Raw genomic sequence first — 20,697 nt, forward strand, 5'->3', positions numbered from 1 at the left:
GCTACGACCAGCATTGATCCAGCGAACGGCAGCTTTCCCCCAACACCGGGCGTCTAAGTTGCGCACAAACGATAGCTCGGAACGGGAATAGCTGGCCGATTCCGGACAGACGGCTTTTAATCGTATGGAGCATGAATGTCAGGATCCGATTGCATCGAGCCTTCGAAGATGTTCGGTATCAAGCACCAGACCGGCCACTTGCAGATTTTCATTCAGATGGGCGACCGACGACGTTCCGGGGATCAACAGGATGTTGGGCGAGCGCTGCAGAAGCCAGGCGAGCGCAACCTGCATGGGTGTTTTTTTAAGCGTCTCGGCCACCTCAGAAAGCACTGAAGATTGTAATGGCGAAAATCCGCCCAGCGGGAAGAACGGAACATAGGCGATGCCATCCGCAGCGAGCGTGTCGATCAACGGGTCGTCATTGCGATGCGCCAGATTATACTGGTTCTGCACGCAAACGATCGCGCAGATATCGCGCGCCTGCACCACCTGCGCCTCGGTCACGTTGCTGAGGCCAATGTGACGAACCAATCCTTGTTGCTGCAGTTCGGCCAAAGCCATGAGCGGCGCCTCGATCGATCCTTCCGCAGGGCCGTGAGTACCGAACATGATCCGTAAGTTCACGACATCGAGCACCTCAAGGCCAAGGTTGCGTAGATTGTCTTCCACCGCCTGTTTGAGCTCAGCCGCGCTAAACGCCGGGTTCCACGATGCGTCATCGCCGCGTTTTGCTCCGATTTTCGTAACCAGAACCAGATTGTCCGAATAAGGCGACAGTGCCTCACGGATGATCTTGTTGGTCACATGAGGTCCATAAAAGTCGCTCGTATCGATGTGGTTGACGCCCAGATTCACAGCCTCGCGCAATACCGCCAGCGCCGTGGCATGATCGCGCGGCGGGCCAAAAACGCCGGGGCCCGCAAGTTGCATGGCCCCATAGCCAAGGCGCCGCACCGTGCGTCCGCCAAGTTTGTATGTCCCTGCCTGTTCGATCGTCTGCATGGTCTTCTCCTGTGATGGAAACGAGATAGGCATTGCGGACCATCATGATAATCCGGCAAAACCAGCACGGGCTGTGCAGATAAATGGACAATAATGACGGATCTCCGTGACCTTAACGCCTTCCTCGCCGTGGCGCAGGGGCGCGGTTTTCGCGAGGCTGCACGTTCCGGTGGCACGAGCGCGTCGACATTGAGCGAGGCGGTACGTCGTCTCGAAGCGCATCTCGGCGTCCGCCTGCTGCATCGAACTACTCGCAGCGTGACGCCAACCGAGGTCGGCGCGCGCTTGATCGACAGGCTGACGCCCGCGTTGGTCGAGGTCGAAGCGGCGCTCGATATCGTCAATGGTTTCCGGGATCGGCCGGCGGGAACGCTGCGCCTTAACGTGCCGGTCAGCGCCGCCCGCCTGGTACTGCCCACGATCCTGCCTGGGTTTTTGGCAGCTTATCCCGACATATGCATCGAAATCATTGCCGATGACAGCTTCGTAGATGTGCTGGCATCGGGATGCGACGCCGGCATTCGCTACGACGAGCGCCTTGAGCAAGACATGATTGCGGTTCCCATCGGACCGCGCGTCCAACGAATGGCCACCGCCGCTGCCACGGCCTACCTCGACCGATGCGGTCGCCCGCAACATCCGCGCGACCTTCTGTCACACACCTGTCTGCTCGGTCGCTTTGCAAGCGGTGCATTGACCAGCCCCTGGGAGTTTGAGCGATCGGGCGAAGTGATGCTGGTCGAGCCTCAAGGGCAATTGGTAGTGCGCGTCGGTGCCGCCACTGACCTTGCCGTTGATGTCGCGATTGCGGGCGGCGGCATCATCCATTTGTTCGAAGGGTGGCTGCGTCCCCATATGGAAAGCGGTGCACTCGAACCTCTGCTCGAGGACTGGTGGCAGCCCTTTTCTGGGCCGTTCCTCTATTATTCAGGTCGCCGCCTCGTCCCGGCACCGCTTCGCGCTTTCCTCGATTTCATCAAAGTTCCAACCTGATTGGAACCAGCTCCAAAACCGGGCAGAACACTGGCGCAATCGATTTGACGCTCGCGGCATACAGGGAATGACTGCTTCGGGCGCGCACTGCTGTCCGACCGCTCTTTGCTCTATGTACGGCGCGGAGCCGTCAGTTTCCTGATTCAGTCCGCGATCTTCTCCGGCAAGGGGAAGAGATCGACAAAGCGATACGCGATATCGATATCGCCTTCGACCCGGAGCGGCACGCCGGTCAGCTCGCCGATAAATTCCATCGCAAGCGCGGTGCCGCAGGCGTCGTCATACCAACGCTTCGCCGTGGCCTTTTCTCCTTCAGTCACTTTTAATAACTGCATAGTTGCTTTTTGTAACTAGCCCGCTCATTCCGTGCAAACAGTGATTCGCAAAGGAGTGGTTTCAATGGCAAAGATGATCTTCGTGAATTTGCCAGTCGCCGACGTCGCCAAGTCGACGGCGTTCTACGAAGCGATCGGCTTCGAGAAGAACGTGCAATTCTCCGCAGAGCATGCATCGTCGATGATGTGGACCGACACGATCACCATCATGCTCGTCGGTCACGCATTTTACCGAACACTTACAACCAGGCCGATCGCCGATACGCATGGGACGAGTGGCGCGTTGATAGCGCTGGGCTTCGACAGCCGCGCTGAGGTGGACGCCATCACCGAAGCAGCGATCGCGGCTGGCGGGCGCGAGGGGCACGATCCCGAAGATCTCGGTTTCATGTACAGCCGAGCTTTCGAGGACCTTGACGGGCACGGCTTCGGGCCACTGCACATGGACCTCGACGCCGCCGTCGCCGCGATGGCGCAATCTGAGACGGAAGCGGCCTGATACCATCCAACCGGGAGAGATACGATGAGCGACCTTCTACGCATTACCACCTTCAAATGGGTGCCGCCGTTCGCGCGCGGTTTCGTTCGCGATCTGCGCGCGCGCTGGGCGTTCGAGGAAGTGGGTCAGGCCTATGAGGTCGACGGCCCTCCGCCAAGAGCCCGCAACACCGCCGTTACCAGCCGTTTGGGCAAGTCCCGACCTATTCGGACGGTAGGGTGGAGATCTTTGAATCGGGTGCAATCGCACTGCGTATCGCAGAGAAGGGGAAAGGATTGCTCCCCGACGACGCCGATGCCCGACTGAACGCGATCCAGTGGCTGATCGCGGCGCTCAATTCGGTCGAACCATGGGTGATGCAGATCGCCGTCGTCGACGTGTTTGAGGCCGAAAAACCATGGTCACCGATGCGCCGCCCACGCGTGATCGCGGACCTCGAGGGGCGGCTCACCGACCTCGAAGCGGCGCTGGGCGACAAAACCTGGCTTGACGGCGAGGCATTTACAGTCGGCGATCTGATGATGATATCGGTGCTCGGCGGCCTTCGCGGAACTGACATATTGCAGGCGTACCCCAGGCTCGCCGCTTATGTCGCGCGCGGCGAGGCGCGGCCCGCACATGTGAAAGCCATGGGCGACCAGCTCGCGCTCTACGAAGCCGCAGACGCACAGGAGGAGATGTCGGCATGACCTATGTCCAAGGGCTTCCTGATTCCGTCGCCCGACAAAGCGGGCTATACAGCGATGGCGGCGATGGCTGGGGCATCGACGTTCCCCAGGGCAAGGTGACGGATTTTCGCCGCGCCGTCGACCTAACGGACGACGAGACGGTCGTATTCGGCTGGATCGAATGGCCCGACAAGGCGACGCGCGATGACGCCTGGAACGCGCTGATGAGCGATCCGCGCATGGCCGGCAACAAGCCGGCATGGAACGGACCGACCGCGATCTTCGGCGGCTTTGCACCGGTCTTCGATACTGCCCACGCATAGGAGAAAGAGGATGACGACCTACGGAAAACCGATCTGGTACGAACTGAACGCGCCCGACCCCGAGGCTGCAAAGCGATTCTACGGCGACATCACCGGTTGGACGACCACGAGCTTCCCCGGCATGAGCGGCGAGCCCTACACGATCTGGAACGCAACCGGCGAAGGCACCGGCATCGGCGGCCTGATCAATATGCCCGACTTCCCGGCCGCGCCGATCTGGCTCGCCTATTTCCATGTCGAGGATGTTGATACCAAGGCGGCGGACGTCGTTGCGGCGGGAGGCAAGAAATATATGGAGCCGTTCGACATCCCGCAGGTCGGCCGGATCGCGCTGGTTGAGGATCCACAGGGTGCGATCTTCTATCTGATGAAGCCCGCGTCCGACATGGTCGCCTCAGACAAGGGCGACACCGAAAGTACGGCTTTCTCGCCCACGCTGATGGGCCGTTGCAGCTGGAACGAGCTGGTCGTGCCCGATCAGAAGAAGGCGCTGCCGTTCTACAAGGATTTACTGGGCTGGGTCTCCAACGAGGCGATGCCGATGGGGCCGAGCGGTGACTACAGCTTCATCGATGTGGGCGACACCCGGATCGGCGCGGTGATGGACCGATCGGCACCGGAGCAGCCTGTCAAGTTCACCTTCTACTTCGCAATTCCAGACGTCGATGTAGCGGTCGATAAAGTGAAGGCAGGCGGGGCAGTGTCATCATGGGGCCGATGGATGTGCCCGGTGGTCAGCGTATCATTCTGACGATCGACCCCACCGGCGCGTCGGTCGGTTTCGTATCGGGAGAGCGCACATGACCTTCGCGCACAACACGCTGACCACGGTGCTGTGGTTCGACCATGGCGAGGGACAACATCACGCACCTGCATTCGACGTTCCGGTTCCGCAATGGGCCGGCATCCGAAACCTTTAGACTTGCGGTCATACAGCGGCTTAGAAACTGTTCCCGCAAGTATACGCTTGCGGGAGTGGACGAGCCGTCAATCTTGCGACCTTCGGTTTCCGAAGACCCGCATGAGAGGTATAATCAGACGACGTATGAAACGCGCGTTGCAGGCTTCCGACGGCGACGCATGGCGACACCCGCCGCGCCGAAGCCGAAGATCATCATTGCCCAGGTCGCTGGCTCTGGAGCCGCTGATCCGAATATTAGATTGTCGAGTTCAAACGCATTTGAGCTACTGCTTAGGCTGATGCCCGTCAGTGCGGCGGATTCGGCTGGCGAAAAGTAAAATGTCACCTGGCGCGACGGCCGCGATACGTCAGAGTCAGTGCCGCCGAAAATAGCGCCACTAAAAGATTGGCTCAATCCGTCGAATGAGATCGTATTATAAGTATCGATACTTCCCCAGTAAAAGCTCAACTGGTTTATAGCTGAAAGCGCGAGCGAAGCTGGACTGCTTGTGCTTGGTCCGACAGAGAAATAAGGGGTCGTATCCCCTGCGGGCGCAACATATTGCCCTGTAGTTGTGCCCGATATGACAGCTCCGCCTGTAAAGGGGGAAGTGCCATCATTGAAATCGATCAGCGTGTAACCAGGATTGAACGACGAGGTCACGTCGATCGGCCCACTGTCGATCGGTCCAACGGTGTAAGTCACAGCGTTTGCCGGCAGGGTGGAAACCAGCAAGCACACAGCCGATATGGCTTTCCAAACCTTCATCTTCGCCTCCGTCGATTAATGCCCCTGAATGCGTAAACACGATACATTGTTTACCACACCCGATACGCAGGCCTGAAGACTGCAGCCTTTCCGAATATCGTTCAATTGAGAACAGCGCGGTTCCCAATTTGGGACTAATTGGTCATGGTGACCTGCGCCTCGCAGAGCGCGCCCTCGATAACGAATGCACTATGATGGTTGAGAGAAACTAAGATCGATGCGACAGCGCTCGCTCCTCTTTCCCAAACCTTGCTAGGGCAGCCAGTTCTCTTATAAGCACTACCAAACCCGACACGGGGATATTACAGCGAGGATAGACAGATTTGACCGACCTCCCTCGCTCGCGCGCTTTAGTACGGCTGGATGGACCTGGGCACATCATGCCTGTCGAACCTATCACGCCGCCCGATAGCAAGATTTGGCAGGTCATACATCTTCCGATGATGCTCGCCGTTGTTGCGGCAGGCCTGCTCTTCGTGGCGACCCTTGCGATCAGTCCGCTCGGTCTCGGCTTCCGATCTGTCACCCATGTTCCGGGAGCCCGTTACTTCTTGCCGTTAATCGGCGCGGCGGCGACAGTCGCGGTCTATTGTATATTTGTCCGCATCGTCGAGCGTCGCTCCTATATTGAGGAACTCGGCGATCGCGGGTGGCTGAAAGAACTCGGTCTGGGCTTCTGCGGGGGACTGGCTTTGTCCTTCGGGACCTTCGCAATCCTAAGTCTGCTTGGGGGCGTTAGCATCGTCGGTTTCAATCCGCCGTCCGTTATGCTCTTGCCGTTCGTCGTAAAGCTTTCCACCGCCATTATCCTGGTCATAATTGTATGCGGACTCGGTTTCCGGCTGGTCGAGCGATTGCTTGGAAGCTGGCTTAGCCTGCTGCTGACCATGATCTTCTTCGGGGTAGTGCGCCTCTTTGGCGATGACGCGACGCCATTGGCCGTGCTCGCCGTTGCGCTGGAAGCCGGATTGCTATTTGCCGTTTTATATATGGTGACGCGACGGTTGTGGGCCGCGATCGGGCTGCAAGCAGCCTGGAAATTCGCTCAAGTCGCTTTGTATGGCGATGCGATGACATCCATCGGACCTCGTGGATTCGTCCTGTCGAATCTGGAAGGGCCAGATTGGCTCACGGGCGGTCGCGGGGGCACCGACGCCTCGATCCCGGCGCTTGTTCTCGCCACACTATTCGTCATAGCGCTGCTCGCGGTCGCTGTCCGCCGAGGCCAGATCGTGCGCCCGGTATGGCAACGCGGTCGCACCACCTGAGCGCACTACCCATCGTGCTGGCCATCATCGTGCTGGCTTTTCTGATCGAAAGCGGACTGACAGGAGCCGACCACTCGCGGTCTGCCGAACCATCGCTGTGCAGACCGATCGCTGATTTGAGACATAGGGTAACGCTCGGGACAATAAAGCCGAGTCAGCCCTACTCTATTCCAGCGGCGCGAACCTCGCCTTGGCAAGCCCACCCATCGCATCGGCCATGAGTGCGGAATCGCGTGCGACCCCGGCATGGCAAAGGCGGATTGCGGTCGGTTGGTCGATGGCCCCTGCCACAACCGCCGCGCCAAGCGCCGCGCGAGCCTGCGTCAACGTGGCAAAGGGTTTCCCCAGAGCCGCCGACAGTTCCGCGATTTCGACAGCCGCAAAGCCGGGGCCAAAGCGTTCGATATCGCGCCACCATTTCACCAGTCGCGCCAAACCCTTTGCCTTTACCGCAGCCTGCTGGTCGGCGATGCGCGGCACGATCATGTCGCGGATATCGTCCAGCGCGATGGCGAACGATCGCGCGTGCGGCCCCTCGGGTGCATCGGGCATGGCAACCGGCGACAGGGTAACGCCGCTCGCTTCGGCCAGAGCTTCTGCCAATACGCGACGGTGAACCATCGAATAGACCATGTTCATGCCCAGATTGGGCGGCGGCGGCGCGGTCGGGTCGTCAAGGCGCGAACGGCTTGCGAAACCGGCCTGAAACAACAGCCGCCAGTAACGCACGCGCGCCACATCGACCTTGACCCCACCCGCAGCCTCATAAGCGGCAAACACCTGAGGCAGAGGCACGAACGGCTGAAACAGCATCCGCAGCGCGATCATCGCCATATCGGCCATCGGATCGCCGATATGCACCAGTTCCCAATCGAGCAACGCAGTCACCTTGTCGCCGTCGAACAGGAAATTGGCGGGACCGGCATCGCCGTGGACGACGACCATGCGCGTCGGTTCGGGCGGGATGTTCGCTTCCAGCCAGTCGGCGGCAAGGCGGACGACCGGATTGTTGCTCGCTTCGTTACTCTCCCGAATGGCGGCGATGCGGATCAGGATTTCACCGCGCACGCTGGGCGGCGCTGGTACGCCCTCGACCCCGTTCGGATCGACACGGTGCAGGGCGGCAAGCTGAGTCATGAAATCGGCGGCGACGGCATCGCGGCGCACGGGGTCACCCTTCAGCATCTGGAAATTGGATTCGCCCGACACCTTTTCGGCGACGAGCGCGCGCAGGTCGGGAATCGAGGCAATGAAACGCGCAGTCTGGACGCCAGAACCGGCAAACGGACCGGACAATGCGCGCAGGATCGCGGCTTCACGCAGGAACGCGGCATCGTCACCCGCGCCAGCCCGGTGGACGTCATAGTTCATATAGGCGTCGGCGGTGCGTCCGTCGGGCCATACCAGAGTCAGCTCGGCTCCCTCTCGCGATGCCCCTCCCCCACCGCGTGGGCGGACGGCGGTGACGGCGACACCCGCCGCCGCCTCCACCGCGTCGAACAATCCCGGTGGAAGCAGGGCAGCGAGTTCGCTCACCGCGTCGTCCTCAACGCATTGACCATGCGGGCATAATGGTCGCCGACCCACACGTCCTGATCCTCGCCCCAGCCGATCTTACCTTCCATTTCCCAGCGCATAAGCTGGTTGAGGCCATAGCCACCCTCGCTCATGCGGCTGACCGACTGGCCTTCGACCTCCATCGTGCGGCCCTGATCGTCGGTCAGATCGACGAGCATATGGCTGTTCCAGCCCGCGATCGGATCGCGGAAGTTCAGCATCCGCGACTTGTCCTTGTCGATCCGTCCGAACACGCCGTCCTTCAACAACCAGCCGACATTCATCGGTGCCCAGCCCTTCGCATCGGCCTCTTGCATACGAACGAAGCCAAGGAACCCGGTCTGGAAATCGAGCGAATGGCCGTAGATATATTCGATCCGGCCCCGTCCGCGCTCGCGTTCGATCTGGCGCCACAACGGGCCGCCGGGGTGTTTGACGCGGTTGCTGTCGGGCGCGTGCTTCTTCTGGCTCATCTGATACGGACCACCACGCGGACCCCATGTGCGGTCGCGAACGCCAACGCCGTCGATCGCAATCTTTTCGCCACGCAGCGTCATCGTACCGACGACATGGCCGAGTTGATCGTAATGCGGAGTCTGGATAAAGGGCGGCTCACCGGGCTGGAAACGGTGCGGCGCGTGAACACCGGTATGCGTGAAATCGAGCGCGAAACCGCGTTCGGCATCCTCATAGTGAAGATGGTATTTCATCCCCGGTTCGATCATCTTCAGGCTGTAACCGCCCTGTGGGAACGTGATGTCGCGCAGGTCGGGATTGTCCGGCATCGGCGCTTCCTCGACCTTTTTATAATAGGCGAGGCGACCCGGCTCGACTCCTTCGTCATCCCATACAAAGATCCGCCACGTCACGGTCTTTCGGTTGGGATAATAGGGCGTGTGAATCCAGCAGCCGATTTTCCGTTCGGGAATATTGAACGACCACCAATTGGTTTCCGTCTCATACGGATCGTCCGAAAGCTGGTGGTAGCAATCGTCCTCGAGCTTGAACGCAAGTGCTGGATCGTCGGTCATATTGTGTCTCCGTGGATGTTGTGATGTTTCTGAATGTCGAAAGGATTTTGAAGATTTGAGGGTTTTGAGGATTGTAAGAATTTTACCGCCGCGTCAGGGAAACGGGGAGGAAGGAGGAGGTGTCATTCTCCAATGAAAACAGGCGGCCGCTTATCGATCATCGCGGCAACGCCCTCACGGTAATCCGCAGTCGCATGGGCATTGACCTGAGCCAGTGCAGCCATATCGAGCGCGGTGTCATAACTGGTATTCTGACCCTGACGCATCAATGTCTTGGTCAGGCGCAACGAATGGGCAGGAAGCGCGGTGATCTTCGTCGCCAGCGCCATCGCTTCGACCATCAGCGTGTCATGCGGCACGACCCGGCTGACCAGCCCCCATTCGGCGGCCATTGTCGCGTCGATCACATCGCCAGTGAAGAACAATTCGGCGGCGCGGCTCATGCCGATGACGCGGGGCAACAGCCATGATCCACCGTCGCCGGGGACAAGTCCGAGTTTCAGGAAGGTAACACCGAACTTGGCCTTGTCCGACGCAATGCGGATGTCGGCCATGCACGCGACATCGCAGCCGAGGCCGATCGCCGCGCCATTGACGGCGGCAATCACCGGCATGTCGAGGCTGTAGAGCGCGCGGGCGGCGCGGTGGATATTGTCGCGATAATGGTTGCGGATTTTCAGGCCGGTGCCAGAGAAGGAGCCGTTGGGGTCGGCCATCGCCTTGATATCGCCACCGGCAGAGAACGCCCTGCCCTCACCGGTCAGGATCACGCAGCTAACGGTCAAATCGGCGTTGAGCGCGGCGCAGGCGGCCTGAATGACCTCGCCATCGCCGGGCGCGCCAAGGGCGTTCATCGCATCGGGACGATTGAGTTTCAGAACGGCAATCGGGCCGTGACGTTCGGTCAGGATTATCGACATTTCTGGGGCTCCTCAGCCAAAGTTCAGGCCATGAGCGAGCGTCCAGGCACCGGCGGAATCGCGATGCCAGCCCGCGGCCGCAGCCGTGCCGCCATCAACCGGCAGCACCACGCCCGTGATGTAGCAGGCGAGCGAGGAGCAAAGAAACGCGGCCGCATCGCCACATTCCACATCGACGCCCTCACGACCAAGGGGGACAAGGCGGTCCATCGCATCCTGTGCTTCGGGCGTCGGTTGCGTCCATGCGGCGGGATCGACCGGCCCGGCGCGATTACCACGATTGCCGGGCGTTACAGTGTGGTCCGGCGCGATGGCGTTGACGCGGATATTATGCGCCGACAGTTCGATCGCCATCGATTTGGTAAAGCTTTCCATCGCGGCCTTGCACGCGGCATAAACGGCGAATCCGGGGGCGGCGCGAGTGCCCTCTATACTGCTGACATTGATGATTGATCCGCCTCGCCCGCCCGCGATCATCAGGGGTACTGCGGCGGAAACTCCGGCGAGCATCGAAGTAAAGTTAATGTCGATATGACGTTGCCAGCTCCGTTCGGACTGATCGACGAAATCGCGCCGGGATACGCCACCGGCATTGTTGACGAGAATGTCGAAGCGTCCGAATTCGGCTTGTGTACGGTCGATGGCGGCACGAACCTGTGCCTTGTCCATCACATCAGTCGGCAAAGCGAGCGCGCGGCGTCCGGCGGTACGGATTTTGGCCGCCGTTTCCTCGCAGCGTTCGGGAACGATATCGGCAACTGCGACATCGCAACCGGCATCGGCAAGACGCAGAGCGATGGCGCGACCGATGCCGCCGCCGCCGCCGGTTACCAGTGCCGCTTGTCCGGTCAGGTCGATTGAAAGGCTCATATCCGTCCCTCGGTCTGTATCGCTATGGCGATGGCGTAATGACACTTTGATGTCAATTCGACACACGCGAGTCGTTTGGCATTTCGGGGGTGATGGCGACAGGGGAAACCAGGCCCCAATGGGCTGCGGTCTCTGCTGTTATGCGGCGGCCACTGAGCACCATATAACAGGTACGGTGGCGACCGATGGCGCGGGCGATGCTGACGGTCCCGCCTGCCCCCGGCATCAGGCCCATGCCAAGTTCGGGAAGCTGGAAGAAAGCGCCGGGAAGGGCGTGGCGATGAGCGGCGGCGGCGGGAATCTCGATCCCCGAACCGATGCACGCGCCGTGCAGCATGACGGTCGCCCGGTCGCCCAGTTCGTAAAGGCGCAGCGCACAGGATCGCAGCGTGCGGATGGCATGGGCGGCGGCGAGATCGGTCGCGGTGCCAAACTCCGCAAGGTCGCCGCCCGTGGAAAAGCACGCGCCGTCGCCCTTCAACACCAGCGCCGGGGCACTGGGATCGTCCAAAACCGCGCAAATAGCTTCGTGCAAGGCGTCGCGCATCCCCGCGCAAATGCCGTTACGCTCTGCGGGGCGCGCAAAAGTGACCGTAACAAGGTCATTATCGCGGCTTATGTGCAAATAGGGACCGCTGGACTCTGGCGGGGCACGATTTGGTTGAGCGGCTCGCCACGCGCGAAACTCCGCCCCGCCAAGCAAGGTGGAATAGGCAAAGGACTCAAGCTGCAAAGCCTGTTCGAACGGCAAATTTCCGCCCATACGAAGGACTTGCGCCGTAGCTGACGCAGCAATCGGATTCCGCACAACCGCCGCAGTAATGCTCTCCGCAGCTTTCCACGGGTCCGCCACAGAGATCCAGGGCGCAGCGGGCGCCACTTTACTGGTCAAAACCAGATCATAAAAACCCACATCAAACCGACAGCACTCCCCTCCCCTGTCAATCCCGCCAATAATCGCCTGCGTAGTGCGCGAAAGGGTTTCGGCGCGCGCGGCCGCTCCGGGTTCAGCCACGTCGATCCAGACAATCGGAGTGGAGCCAAGCGCTGAAAAGGCTTCAGCGTCGAGATGGTCGATATCGGCCACCCTGTCGCGCTTCATGCTGTCGTCGTCAGCTCGGACTTCAGCACACGACGGAGCAGTTTGCCGGTTTCGTTATAGGGCAGCTCGGTGCGGAACTCCCATGTCTCGGGCGTCTTGGTCGAGCGCAGCCGTGACTTCACCCATTCGGTCAGTTCGGCAATTGCGGGCTGTTCGCCGTCGCAGACGAGTACGGCGGCAACACGTTCGCCCCACTGGTCGTCGGGCAACCCCAGAACCGCGACGTCGCGAACACGGGGGTGGGCGCGCAACACGTCCTCAATTTCTCCGGGAGAGATATTTTCCCCGCCACGCACGATCACATCATCGAGACGTCCTTCGATGAACAGATAGCCGCCTTCATCAAGCCAGCCCGCGTCATTGGTCGCGAACCAGCCATCGTCGCCGATCAGTTTCTTGTGGAGATATTCGCCCGCCACCTGTTCGCCGCGGACATGGATTTCACCGGACTCACGGGCCGGAAGCACCTTGCCGTCGGGACAGCGGATTTCGAGTTCGAGCGTGTGCAGCGGGCGACCCACTGATCCGAGCCGCGCGCGGACGAGAACATCTTCAGATGAGATCGCAGCACGGTGATCGTCGGGACCAAGAACCGCGACCGTCGAACTGGTTTCGGTAAGGCCATAGGCGTTGACGAAATCGACGTGCGGCATCAGCTTCAACGCGCGCTCAATAACCGGCAGCGGCATCCGCCCGCCCCCGTAGGACAACGCGCGCAGGCCCGGCAGGGTAATTCCGCGCGCATCCAGCACGTCGAGGATACGGCCGAGCATCGTGGGAACGACCATCGCGTGGGTCACATTTTCCGCAATCGCCGTATCGACCCAGATTTCAGGGGTGAAAGCGGGCAGATAGACAAGGCGTCGGCCGCCATAAATGCCTGTCAGCACTGCCGACATGCCAGCAATATGATAAGGGGGCACGCTGATAAGTGCGGCTTCGCCTTCTTCGGCACCCATGAATTCGACGGTCGAGACGACATAGGAGCTGAGGTTGCCGTGACGCAGGACGGCGGCCTTTGGTTCACCAGTGGTGCCACTGGTGAACAGCAAAACGGCAATGTCCTGTTCGCTTTCGGGCAATTCGATCGCGCGGTTGGCGGGGTCCAGACAGGCCGCTTCGAACGCTTCTCGCGTGACCAGTGTAACGCCGGGCGTGCCGGTAACACGCGGCATGATGTCGGCATCGACGATGGCAACCGACGGTGCGGTCCGGGCGAGCAGTCGGCACAGATCGGCGTCCGTCAGACGATAGTTGATCGGCGCAAACGGCATTCCGGCAATCGCACCTGCAAACAGGGCGATCGGCAGCGCGGGCCCGTTAAGGCCACAAAACACCAGAGTCTCGCCACCCTGCCCTGCCAACCACGCAGCCCCAGCGCGGGCACGGGCCAGCACTTCGCCGCCCAGGATAGGGCCATCAGGACCGGCGAGCCCATTGGACACCATAGCCCGGTCGGGGAAGCTCTCAGCGGCCATTTCGAGGAGGAGCGAGATCTGCATGGTTTCTGAACTCAGTCGGACGCCGGAAGCGCCTTGGCTTCCTTGATTGTCAGCGGACGGCCATCGACACCGAGCGTCCCCTTGCCGGGCTTGCTGCCCAGAACCTCGATACCAGCCTCATCATCGAAATAGCGTTTGCCGACCGAGGTGCCCCCCGAAAAGTCGGGAGACAGCTCGAGGCCGGTGGGCGCCGTGTCGGCAAGCGCGACCATCGGGTGGCCGCCGCATTCAAGGCTAACCGAGCCCTTCGACGGGCGGACGATAACAACTTCGGTCGTGCAAACAGCGCTTTTCCAACGCGAACCGGGCTTCAATTCCATAATTCAGATCCTCTTCAGGCTATTGCGCCCTTGTTTTTCAACTCTTCGATCCGGTCCCAATCAAGGCCCAGTTCCATCAATACCAGTTCGGTATGTTCGGACGGTTCGGGCGCGCGGGTCGTTTCAACCTTGGCATGGTTGAATTGCACCGGATTGGCGACCAGCTTGATCGGTGGCCCACCATCGGCGGATTCAACCTCAAAGATCAAGTCGTTGGCCAGCACCTGCTCGTCGGTCGTGACGTCGAACACAGTCTGATACGCTGCCCACTGACCCTTCATCGTTTTCAGATGCTGCGTCCAATAAGCGAACGGGTGCTTTTTGAAGGCTTCGGCAACGAGCGCACGGGCCGCGGGGGCATTTTCCATCAGCAGCAAGTCGGTCGAGAAACGCGGATCGCTCGCATGTTCGGCGATGCCGAGATGTGCGAACGTATCGTCGATATAGGGGCCGGGTTTCAGCACCGTCAGGTTGATATGTCCACCATCGGAGGTTTCAAACACACCAACGAATGGGTTGGTGCCAGTATCGATCGCACCCGGCATGGCGGCAGCGAACGGATCCGACTGCAACTCCATTGCGACGTCGATGCTGCACGCTGTTGCCCACACACCTGACGACAGCAGCGAGACATCAACTTCGGTGGTTTCGCCGGTGCGTTCGCGGTGAAACAGGGCCGCCGCGATACCGCCAGCGATGTTCATGCCGCCGATCGTGTCGCCATAAGCCGGCCCTGGCTGAAGCAGCGGCCCTGCGAGTTCATGCGGCGTGACGAGTTTCGATGATCCGCCCCGCGCCCAGAATGCGGTCGAATCGAAGCCACCCTTCTCACGCTCTGGCCCCTTGTCACCGAACGCCGAGCCACGGACGTAGATGATATCGGGATTGGCGGCACGAATGTGCTCGAGGTCGACCTTGAGCTTCTGGCGCTGCGCCGGGAGGTAGTTGGTCAGGAAAACGTCGCATGTTTTGGCGAGTTCATAAATCAACTCCTGCCCTTCAGGCGTCGAGACATCGATGCCAACCGACCGCTTGCCGCGATTCGGGTGCTGCATGAACGAACTGCGCTGCGGATTGACCGTCAGGCGCTGCAGCATAAGAATGCCGCGCTGGGCATCGCCGCGCACGGGGTGTTCGATTTTGATAACATCTGCGCCCCAGTCGGCCAGCACAGCACCTGCAGCCGGAACATAGGTGAACTGCGCAACTTCAAGAACGCGAACGCCCTTCATTACCTGAGTCATATAATTCCTCTCCCGCCGCCGAATCCTGTTAATTAAAAGGTATCCGAAAAACTGACGATGTGTCAGTCCTGATATCGCAGCGCTTCCGCTCTGTAAACCGATGTGTATAGCTATTGGCTGGGACGTAGGGAAAAATTAGGTTGAAACGGTTGACGCCAGAACAGAATCAAAGCGGCCAGACGATGGGTTCGAAGGGCCTTCGCACGCGGCGCAAGATTATCGACACGACCGTGGAACTGCTCGCGACGACGCCGCTCCGCGACCTGAAAGTCGTCGATATCGCGCAAATGGCCAATGTGTCTGCGGCCACATTCTACGTTTATTTCGACACCGTGATCGACGTCGTCCTGGCCGCGACTGCCGAACTCTCGCAGAGCACGCCCGAGATACTGGCGATCGTTAACGCGCCCTGGGATCACGCAACCGGGCATGACCGCGCGGTCGAGATGGTCGAAAGCTATATCCGCTACTGGGACGAACACCGTCCGTTGATGCGGACGCGAAACCTTGCGGCCGAAGAGGGCGATGAGCGGTTCGTGGGGATGCGCGAACGATCAATCCTGCCACTCATGCTGGCGATGGTGGAACAGATAGAAGCGGCACAGCGCGACGGTCGGGTAGCGCGGGGATTCGTTCCCTATGCCAGCGCCGGAACGCTATTGATGATGCTCGAACGGCTTGGCGCACTGGCGCATATTTATAATGGCCGTGGCCGGGTTACCTTCCCGCAGATGAAAATAGCCGCCGCCCACACAGTCACGGCGGGGTTCGGTTGGTCGGTCATAGACGAGGTCGAGCGGGAAGAAACCAAGCGCGCCGTTTCGAACTAGATCACTCTGATCTTTACTGCGCGGAGTCGGAGGTTATCGTGCTTCACATCCGGCACCGGGCGCAGGATTATGCCGCGTTGCAGTTTCCGTCCTGACAAGCGCCGATGGTCGAAAAACAGCGGACAATAATACCTGAAATCGGGGGAGATGCCAGAACACCTCCCCCGATTGCGCGACTTCAGGGTTTGCGGATCATGCCGCCATCGACGCAGATCGTCTGGCCGGTAATGAATGATGCCGCATCCGAAAGCAGGAACAACACCGCATCGGCCTGTTCGTTGGTGTCGCCAAGGCGACCGAGAGGCATCTGCGTGAGAATCCCGGCAATGACCTGCTCATCGACCTGACGCATCGCATCGGTAAGCGTCGGTCCGGGTGCAACACCATTGACGCGGATACCCTTGGGGCCGAGTTCGGCGGCGAGGCTCATCGTAATGCCGTTGGTGGCGAGTTTCGAAATGCCGTAATAAGCACCCACGGCACCCGACAGATAAGCAGCGGTCGACGACTGGTTGACGATTGCGGCACCGGTGCGCCCCTCCATCAACGGCACGATCGAGCGCGCGACGAACAGCGCACCGTGCAGGTTCACCGCCATGAACTTCATATAATAGTCGAGGTCGACCGACATCAGCGGCTCGTAACGCATACCAGCAAAGATCGCAGCGTTGTTGACGAGGTAATCGACCCCGCCGAACTTCGCCTTTGTCGCCGCGGCAAGGGCGGCGCATGAAGCGGGGTCCGCAACGTCAGTCTTTACGAACAGCGCAGCGTCACCGATTTCGGAAGCTACGCGCTTGCCTTGTTCTTCGTTCAGTTCGGCGATGACGACTTTCGCGCCTTCCGCCGCGAGCCGCTTAGCATAGGTTTCGCCGATGCCCTGACCAGCGCCGGTAACGATGGCCACCTTGTTTTCAAAACGCATATGTATCTCTCCAATAGTATTTGGGTGAATTTACCAGGTCAGATGCAGGTTGGTTACCGACAGCAGGCCGGGAAGAACGGTCATGTCGTCACCGTCTGCAATGCTGAACATCGGTACGCGCTTTAGCCAATGCTCCAGCGCGATCTTCATTTCCTGACGGGCAAGATGTGCGCCGAGGCAAAGGTGCGCGCCACTCGCCAGCGTAAAGTGCCGGTTCGCCTTGCGCTCAGGATCGAAGTCGCGCGGACATTTGAATGTATCGGGGTCGAAGTTGCTGACCGCCGTGAGCGCCTGCACCCAGTCGCCCTCTTTCATTTGGACGCCGTGCAACGTCAGATCGGTCTTGAGCTGACGAAACGAATTGACGAGTGGCTGCATCCGCAGAAACTCCTCGATCGCGCCGGTGATCAGTTCAGGATGCTCGCGCAAGCGCTGCTGAAGCGTGTGATCGAGTGCCAGACGACGATACATCTGCCCCAGCGTGGAAGCGACGGTATCGAGCCCGCCGAGCCACAGGAAGAACATCGTGCCGATCTTCTCGTCATCGGTCAGCGGGCGACCGTCGATCGAGCCGTTGACGATCTTCGAACTCAGGCCATCGTCTGGATGCGCTTCTTTTTCATGGATGAATGTGCGCAGCCAGTCGAGGACAGCCGCAACACCGGCACCCATGCGTGCGAAGTCGCGGGTGTGGAGAATTTCATATTCCCAGCTCAGGAATTGTTCGAGGATCGAATGGGGAAAGCCCATTAAATTGAAGAAGACTTTGACAGGGAATACCCGCGCAAAGTCATAAGCAAAGTCGCCGCCGCCCTTTGCCAGAAAATCGTCGATCATCTCGTCACACAGCGCACGGATGTCGGCGTCCATTTCCCCCACCGCTTTCTGGGTGAAATAAGGATTGAGGAACCGGCGATAGGCCATGTGTTCAGGGCCGTCGAACGACAGAGGAATGCACTTGAACGTCTCGCCGATCAGTTTCTGGAAATCGGCCTGACCATGCGATCCAAACGTCTTGCTGTCCTGATAGAGTTTGGCGCAATCCTTATACTGGGTTAGCACCCAGTTTCCGCCGGTAATCCATGTTGCCGGAAACGGCGACCACATCACCGGAGGGATGTCGTCGGCGCGCAGCCGCTCGGTATGGGCATAGGGTTCCGGGCAGGTATTGGGCCGCTGTCCCTGAAAGTTGCGAAGGTCACGAATGAGGTTGCGCGGCACATAATCGGGCGCAGGCACGTCGAGGATCACCGGCTCTTCCGGCGGCTCGCTCATCATGATTTCCATAAGGTCAGCCATAATTCGCTCCTTTTCTTAATGTGTTACGCGCCGGACAGCGTGAGGTCGCCATCGGCTTTGGAATTCACAAACAACGCCCAGATCGACTTGATACCGACGCGGGGGTTGCCGGAACCCACGGCTGCCAGCCCAGTCCGTCCTCATAAAACTTCCGCAGACCCGCGATATCGCGGGTCTGCGGTCATGATCATGTTGACGCGCGGCTCCATGTCGTCAGCCGCCCTTGAAGCTGATGGTTTTGATGTTGGTGAATTCGTTCAGACCCTCAATGCCGTATTCGCGGCCATAACCGGACCGTTTGATGCCACCGAACGGTGCGTGGCTCGACATTTTGCCACCGCCGCCGTTGATCGCCACGCCGCCGGTGCGCAGTTGCAATGCGATTTCATAGGCACGACCGACATCCGCGGAGAACACTGCACCAGATAGGCCGAAATCGCTGTCGTTGGCGATGTCGATGGCTTCCTCGTCGGTGTCGTAACCGATGACGACACCGATCGGGCCGAACACTTCTTCCTGCGCGATACGGTGGCTATTGTGGACATTGTCGAACAGCGTCGGCTCATGGAAAAAGCCCTTGTCGAGGCCAGCCGGACGCTTGCCGCCGGAAACCAGCGTGGCACCCTGATCGAGCGCAATCTGGACGTAATCCTCGGTGCGCTTGCGGGCGACTTCGCGGATCAGCGGCCCCATGCCGACGCTGGCATCCGAAGGGTCGCCGACCTTTACATGGGCGAGCATCCCCTTGACCGCTGCCACATATTCGGCACGGATCGAATTGTGGACGACATGGCGCGTCAGCAGCGCGCAGCCCTGACCGCAATGAACGGTGAAGCCCATCAGGCCGTTCTGGGCAGCGGCCATGATGTTGGCATCGGGCCGCACGATCATTGCCGATTTGCCACCGAGTTCGAGCAACACACGCTTCAGCGTCGGCGCACCCTGCGCCTGAATCATCGCGCCGACCTTGTCCGAACCGGTAAAGCTGACGAGGTCGATACGGGGGTCGGTCGTCAGTGCGGTGCCGACCTCGATGCCGCCGGTAACGATGTTCAGGACGCCCTTTGGCAAGCCAACTTCTTCGGCGATCTCTCCAAGGATCAGCGCCTCAAACGGGGTGAATGGCGATGGCTTCAGGATAACCGTGCAGCCGACGACCATCGCGGGTACAATCTTGCCGACGTTCAGGAAGAATGGAAAGTTGTACGGAGTGATCGCAGAAACGACGCCGGCGGGTTCGCGAGCGAGGACACCAGCGCCAAGCGTAATCGAGCCCTCTGCGTTCGGCGTGGTTTCAACCGGCAGCGGCGTGATGGCAGGACGCGACGAGATTTCGACCATGTGACGGGCGTGCTGCATGGGGATGCCATATTGCAGATATTGGGCGAGCATTTGGGTTGCGCCCGCTTCAGCAACGATCAACTGAACGATTTCCGGCGCGCGACGCTCGATCGCGTCAAGGAATTCGGTCATCTTTGCCTGTCGCTCACGCTGCTGCAAGCGCGGCCACGGCCCCTTGTGGAATGCTTCGTGCGCGGCAGAGATCGCGGCTTCGACATGGGCGGCGGTGCCCACGGGCGCTTCACCCAGCACAGCTTCAGTTGCGGGATTAAGAACCGCTTCGAGCTGGTCGGTGCTCATCCACTCGCCGTTGATGTACAGCGCCTTGCTGTTCTTCAGAATCGTCATGTTGGTCTCCTAACGCAGGCCATGGCCTGCTGGTGGGAATGATATCAGTCTTCTGGAGCGATCGTGACACGCAAACCCTCGAGCGCGGGGCTGATCGCGATCTGACAGGACAGGCGCGAAGTTGGCCCACGATGGTCGGAACTGTCGAGCAGCTCGTTCTCGTCAACGCCGAGCTCGCCGGTCGCCGCAAACCAGTCTTCATCAACGATGACATGACATGTGGCGCAACTCAGGCAACCGCCGCACAGCGCGATCATTTCGTCGATGCCGGCGTCGCGAATCGTTTCCATCAGAGACAGGCCATCCTCACCCGTCAAATTTTGAAGGGAGCCGTCGCGCAGTATAACCGAAATTGCCGTCATCCACATTCTCTCCGGATTTTGTCAGCCGCTCGCGACTCTTGAATGGTCGCGGTACGAAGAATGCATAGTGTGTCATTACGCCGGACAAAAGCAGAAAGTTGTAACAGCGTCAGTTTTCTTCGCATACTAATGAGGCGGAAAATAAGGTGCCCGCAAATAGGCCATACAGAGCCAAAACATAAGGTCGCGCTACACCAGTGACCGAAGGTCGCGAATCGCCCCCTGCGGAGCCTCTGACGAGATTTTATCGTCTCGCTGATGCCTCTGTTGTTAACGAAAAGGCTT

22 protein-coding genes are annotated in these 20,697 nt (G+C 59.9%); 7 read left to right on the forward strand and 15 right to left on the reverse strand.

Annotated elements, in window-relative coordinates:
- Nucleotides 1-138 precede the first annotated feature (138 nt).
- Nucleotides 139-1,005: an aldo/keto reductase family oxidoreductase gene (locus tag D3Y57_RS03165; protein ID WP_121151266.1), complete on the reverse strand. Its 867-nt coding sequence runs from the start codon at nucleotides 1,003-1,005 to the stop codon at nucleotides 139-141.
- A gap of 90 nt (nucleotides 1,006-1,095) precedes the next feature.
- Here D3Y57_RS03165 and D3Y57_RS03170 point away from each other — a divergent pair, with 90 nt between their 5' ends.
- Nucleotides 1,096-1,998 carry a LysR family transcriptional regulator gene (locus D3Y57_RS03170; RefSeq protein ID WP_121151268.1) on the forward strand — a complete coding sequence of 301 codons (903 nt, stop codon included), beginning with the start codon at nucleotides 1,096-1,098 and terminating at the stop codon, nucleotides 1,996-1,998.
- Between the two features lie 143 nt (nucleotides 1,999-2,141).
- On the opposite strand, the gene D3Y57_RS20360 is transcribed toward D3Y57_RS03170, so the two are convergent.
- On the reverse strand, nucleotides 2,142-2,333 hold the full coding sequence (locus D3Y57_RS20360; protein ID WP_205590047.1) for a hypothetical protein: 192 nt from the start codon (nucleotides 2,331-2,333) through the stop codon (nucleotides 2,142-2,144).
- A gap of 64 nt (nucleotides 2,334-2,397) precedes the next feature.
- Between D3Y57_RS20360 and D3Y57_RS03180 the strand changes: the two genes are divergently transcribed.
- The 4 genes from D3Y57_RS03180 (at nucleotide 2,398) to D3Y57_RS03195 (ending at nucleotide 4,574) form a co-directional block, all read left to right on the forward strand.
- Nucleotides 2,398-2,832, forward strand: coding sequence for a VOC family protein (locus D3Y57_RS03180; RefSeq protein ID WP_205590048.1), 435 nt, complete (start codon nucleotides 2,398-2,400; stop codon nucleotides 2,830-2,832).
- Nucleotides 2,833-3,050: 218 nt separating this feature from the next.
- On the forward strand, nucleotides 3,051-3,521 hold the full coding sequence (locus D3Y57_RS03185) for a glutathione S-transferase family protein (RefSeq protein ID WP_347400378.1): 471 nt from the start codon (nucleotides 3,051-3,053) through the stop codon (nucleotides 3,519-3,521).
- Nucleotides 3,518-3,823: a DUF1428 domain-containing protein gene (locus D3Y57_RS03190; protein ID WP_121151270.1), complete on the forward strand. Its 306-nt coding sequence runs from the start codon at nucleotides 3,518-3,520 to the stop codon at nucleotides 3,821-3,823. The genes D3Y57_RS03185 and D3Y57_RS03190 overlap by 4 nt, the downstream gene beginning before the upstream one ends.
- 10 nt (nucleotides 3,824-3,833) lie before the next feature.
- Nucleotides 3,834-4,574 carry a VOC family protein gene (locus D3Y57_RS03195; RefSeq protein WP_121151271.1) on the forward strand — a complete coding sequence of 247 codons (741 nt, stop codon included), beginning with the start codon at nucleotides 3,834-3,836 and terminating at the stop codon, nucleotides 4,572-4,574.
- A gap of 283 nt (nucleotides 4,575-4,857) precedes the next feature.
- Here D3Y57_RS03195 and D3Y57_RS03200 read toward each other — a convergent pair whose 3' ends face one another.
- Nucleotides 4,858-5,493, reverse strand: a complete 636-nt coding sequence (locus D3Y57_RS03200) for a PEPxxWA-CTERM sorting domain-containing protein (protein ID WP_121151272.1) — start codon at nucleotides 5,491-5,493, stop codon at nucleotides 4,858-4,860.
- A 380-nt stretch (nucleotides 5,494-5,873) separates the two neighbouring features.
- Here D3Y57_RS03200 and D3Y57_RS03205 point away from each other — a divergent pair, with 380 nt between their 5' ends.
- Entirely contained in the window at nucleotides 5,874-6,761 is an 888-nt protein-coding gene (locus D3Y57_RS03205) for a CPBP family intramembrane metalloprotease (protein WP_121151274.1), read from the forward strand.
- A 165-nt stretch (nucleotides 6,762-6,926) separates the two neighbouring features.
- On the opposite strand, the gene D3Y57_RS03210 is transcribed toward D3Y57_RS03205, so the two are convergent.
- The 8 genes from D3Y57_RS03210 to D3Y57_RS03245 form a co-directional block, all read right to left on the reverse strand.
- Nucleotides 6,927-8,297, reverse strand: coding sequence for a phosphotransferase family protein (locus D3Y57_RS03210; RefSeq protein ID WP_121151276.1), 1,371 nt, complete (start codon nucleotides 8,295-8,297; stop codon nucleotides 6,927-6,929).
- Entirely contained in the window at nucleotides 8,294-9,349 is a 1,056-nt protein-coding gene (locus D3Y57_RS03215) for a DUF7064 domain-containing protein (RefSeq protein WP_121151278.1), read from the reverse strand. The genes D3Y57_RS03210 and D3Y57_RS03215 overlap by 4 nt, the downstream gene beginning before the upstream one ends.
- 122 nt (nucleotides 9,350-9,471) lie before the next feature.
- The gene (locus D3Y57_RS03220; RefSeq protein WP_121151280.1) at nucleotides 9,472-10,269 is read right to left on the reverse strand and encodes a crotonase/enoyl-CoA hydratase family protein; all 798 of its coding nucleotides are present in this window, start codon (nucleotides 10,267-10,269) and stop codon (nucleotides 9,472-9,474) included.
- 12 nt (nucleotides 10,270-10,281) lie between these two features.
- Nucleotides 10,282-11,139 carry an SDR family NAD(P)-dependent oxidoreductase gene (locus tag D3Y57_RS03225; protein WP_121151282.1) on the reverse strand — a complete coding sequence of 286 codons (858 nt, stop codon included), beginning with the start codon at nucleotides 11,137-11,139 and terminating at the stop codon, nucleotides 10,282-10,284.
- A 52-nt stretch (nucleotides 11,140-11,191) separates the two neighbouring features.
- The gene (locus D3Y57_RS03230) at nucleotides 11,192-12,241 is read right to left on the reverse strand and encodes an enoyl-CoA hydratase/isomerase family protein (RefSeq protein WP_121151285.1); all 1,050 of its coding nucleotides are present in this window, start codon (nucleotides 12,239-12,241) and stop codon (nucleotides 11,192-11,194) included.
- Entirely contained in the window at nucleotides 12,238-13,743 is a 1,506-nt protein-coding gene (locus D3Y57_RS03235; RefSeq protein ID WP_121151287.1) for a class I adenylate-forming enzyme family protein, read from the reverse strand. Before D3Y57_RS03235 ends, D3Y57_RS03230 begins: the two co-directional genes overlap by 4 nt.
- An 11-nt stretch (nucleotides 13,744-13,754) precedes the next feature.
- Entirely contained in the window at nucleotides 13,755-14,063 is a 309-nt protein-coding gene (locus D3Y57_RS03240) for a hypothetical protein (protein ID WP_121151289.1), read from the reverse strand.
- A gap of 14 nt (nucleotides 14,064-14,077) precedes the next feature.
- Nucleotides 14,078-15,307 carry a CaiB/BaiF CoA transferase family protein gene (locus tag D3Y57_RS03245; protein ID WP_121151291.1) on the reverse strand — a complete coding sequence of 410 codons (1,230 nt, stop codon included), beginning with the start codon at nucleotides 15,305-15,307 and terminating at the stop codon, nucleotides 14,078-14,080.
- Nucleotides 15,308-15,447: 140 nt separating this feature from the next.
- Between D3Y57_RS03245 and D3Y57_RS03250 the strand changes: the two genes are divergently transcribed.
- The gene (locus tag D3Y57_RS03250; protein ID WP_162986913.1) at nucleotides 15,448-16,137 is read left to right on the forward strand and encodes a TetR family transcriptional regulator; all 690 of its coding nucleotides are present in this window, start codon (nucleotides 15,448-15,450) and stop codon (nucleotides 16,135-16,137) included.
- 178 nt (nucleotides 16,138-16,315) lie between these two features.
- On the opposite strand, the gene D3Y57_RS03255 is transcribed toward D3Y57_RS03250, so the two are convergent.
- From D3Y57_RS03255 to D3Y57_RS03270, 4 genes are all read right to left on the reverse strand, one after another.
- Nucleotides 16,316-17,062 carry a glucose 1-dehydrogenase gene (locus D3Y57_RS03255; protein WP_121151295.1) on the reverse strand — a complete coding sequence of 249 codons (747 nt, stop codon included), beginning with the start codon at nucleotides 17,060-17,062 and terminating at the stop codon, nucleotides 16,316-16,318.
- A 30-nt stretch (nucleotides 17,063-17,092) separates the two neighbouring features.
- Nucleotides 17,093-18,361: a cytochrome P450 gene (locus D3Y57_RS03260; protein WP_239025721.1), complete on the reverse strand. Its 1,269-nt coding sequence runs from the start codon at nucleotides 18,359-18,361 to the stop codon at nucleotides 17,093-17,095.
- A 213-nt stretch (nucleotides 18,362-18,574) separates the two neighbouring features.
- Nucleotides 18,575-20,050, reverse strand: a complete 1,476-nt coding sequence (locus D3Y57_RS03265; protein ID WP_121151297.1) for an aldehyde dehydrogenase family protein — start codon at nucleotides 20,048-20,050, stop codon at nucleotides 18,575-18,577.
- Nucleotides 20,051-20,094: 44 nt separating this feature from the next.
- Entirely contained in the window at nucleotides 20,095-20,412 is a 318-nt protein-coding gene (locus tag D3Y57_RS03270) for a 2Fe-2S iron-sulfur cluster-binding protein (protein ID WP_121152094.1), read from the reverse strand.
- Between the last annotated feature and the right edge of the window lie 285 nt (nucleotides 20,413-20,697).

It is taken from the genome of Sphingomonas paeninsulae (genome assembly GCF_003660165.1).
In the GTDB taxonomy this organism is placed as follows: domain Bacteria; phylum Pseudomonadota; class Alphaproteobacteria; order Sphingomonadales; family Sphingomonadaceae; genus Sphingomonas_O; species Sphingomonas_O paeninsulae.

Excerpts from the sequence above, each read along its gene's own strand:
- D3Y57_RS03165 (WP_121151266.1), bottom strand. The coding sequence starts at position 1,005 with ATGCAGACGATCGAACAGGCAGGGACATACAAACTTGGCGGACGCACG.
- D3Y57_RS20360 (WP_205590047.1), bottom strand. The coding sequence starts at position 2,333 with ATGCAGTTATTAAAAGTGACTGAAGGAGAAAAGGCCACGGCGAAGCGT.
- D3Y57_RS03180 (WP_205590048.1), top strand. The coding sequence starts at position 2,398 with ATGGCAAAGATGATCTTCGTGAATTTGCCAGTCGCCGACGTCGCCAAG.
- D3Y57_RS03190 (WP_121151270.1), top strand. The coding sequence starts at position 3,518 with ATGACCTATGTCCAAGGGCTTCCTGATTCCGTCGCCCGACAAAGCGGG.
- D3Y57_RS03195 (WP_121151271.1), top strand. The coding sequence starts at position 3,834 with ATGACGACCTACGGAAAACCGATCTGGTACGAACTGAACGCGCCCGAC.
- D3Y57_RS03200 (WP_121151272.1), bottom strand. The coding sequence starts at position 5,493 with ATGAAGGTTTGGAAAGCCATATCGGCTGTGTGCTTGCTGGTTTCCACC.
- D3Y57_RS03205 (WP_121151274.1), top strand. The coding sequence starts at position 5,874 with ATGCCTGTCGAACCTATCACGCCGCCCGATAGCAAGATTTGGCAGGTC.
- D3Y57_RS03215 (WP_121151278.1), bottom strand. The coding sequence starts at position 9,349 with ATGACCGACGATCCAGCACTTGCGTTCAAGCTCGAGGACGATTGCTAC.
- D3Y57_RS03220 (WP_121151280.1), bottom strand. The coding sequence starts at position 10,269 with ATGTCGATAATCCTGACCGAACGTCACGGCCCGATTGCCGTTCTGAAA.
- D3Y57_RS03225 (WP_121151282.1), bottom strand. The coding sequence starts at position 11,139 with ATGAGCCTTTCAATCGACCTGACCGGACAAGCGGCACTGGTAACCGGC.
- D3Y57_RS03230 (WP_121151285.1), bottom strand. The coding sequence starts at position 12,241 with ATGAAGCGCGACAGGGTGGCCGATATCGACCATCTCGACGCTGAAGCC.
- D3Y57_RS03235 (WP_121151287.1), bottom strand. The coding sequence starts at position 13,743 with ATGCAGATCTCGCTCCTCCTCGAAATGGCCGCTGAGAGCTTCCCCGAC.
- D3Y57_RS03240 (WP_121151289.1), bottom strand. The coding sequence starts at position 14,063 with ATGGAATTGAAGCCCGGTTCGCGTTGGAAAAGCGCTGTTTGCACGACC.
- D3Y57_RS03245 (WP_121151291.1), bottom strand. The coding sequence starts at position 15,307 with ATGACTCAGGTAATGAAGGGCGTTCGCGTTCTTGAAGTTGCGCAGTTC.
- D3Y57_RS03255 (WP_121151295.1), bottom strand. The coding sequence starts at position 17,062 with ATGCGTTTTGAAAACAAGGTGGCCATCGTTACCGGCGCTGGTCAGGGC.
- D3Y57_RS03260 (WP_239025721.1), bottom strand. The coding sequence starts at position 18,361 with ATGGCTGACCTTATGGAAATCATGATGAGCGAGCCGCCGGAAGAGCCG.
- D3Y57_RS03265 (WP_121151297.1), bottom strand. The coding sequence starts at position 20,050 with ATGACGATTCTGAAGAACAGCAAGGCGCTGTACATCAACGGCGAGTGG.
- D3Y57_RS03270 (WP_121152094.1), bottom strand. The coding sequence starts at position 20,412 with ATGACGGCAATTTCGGTTATACTGCGCGACGGCTCCCTTCAAAATTTG.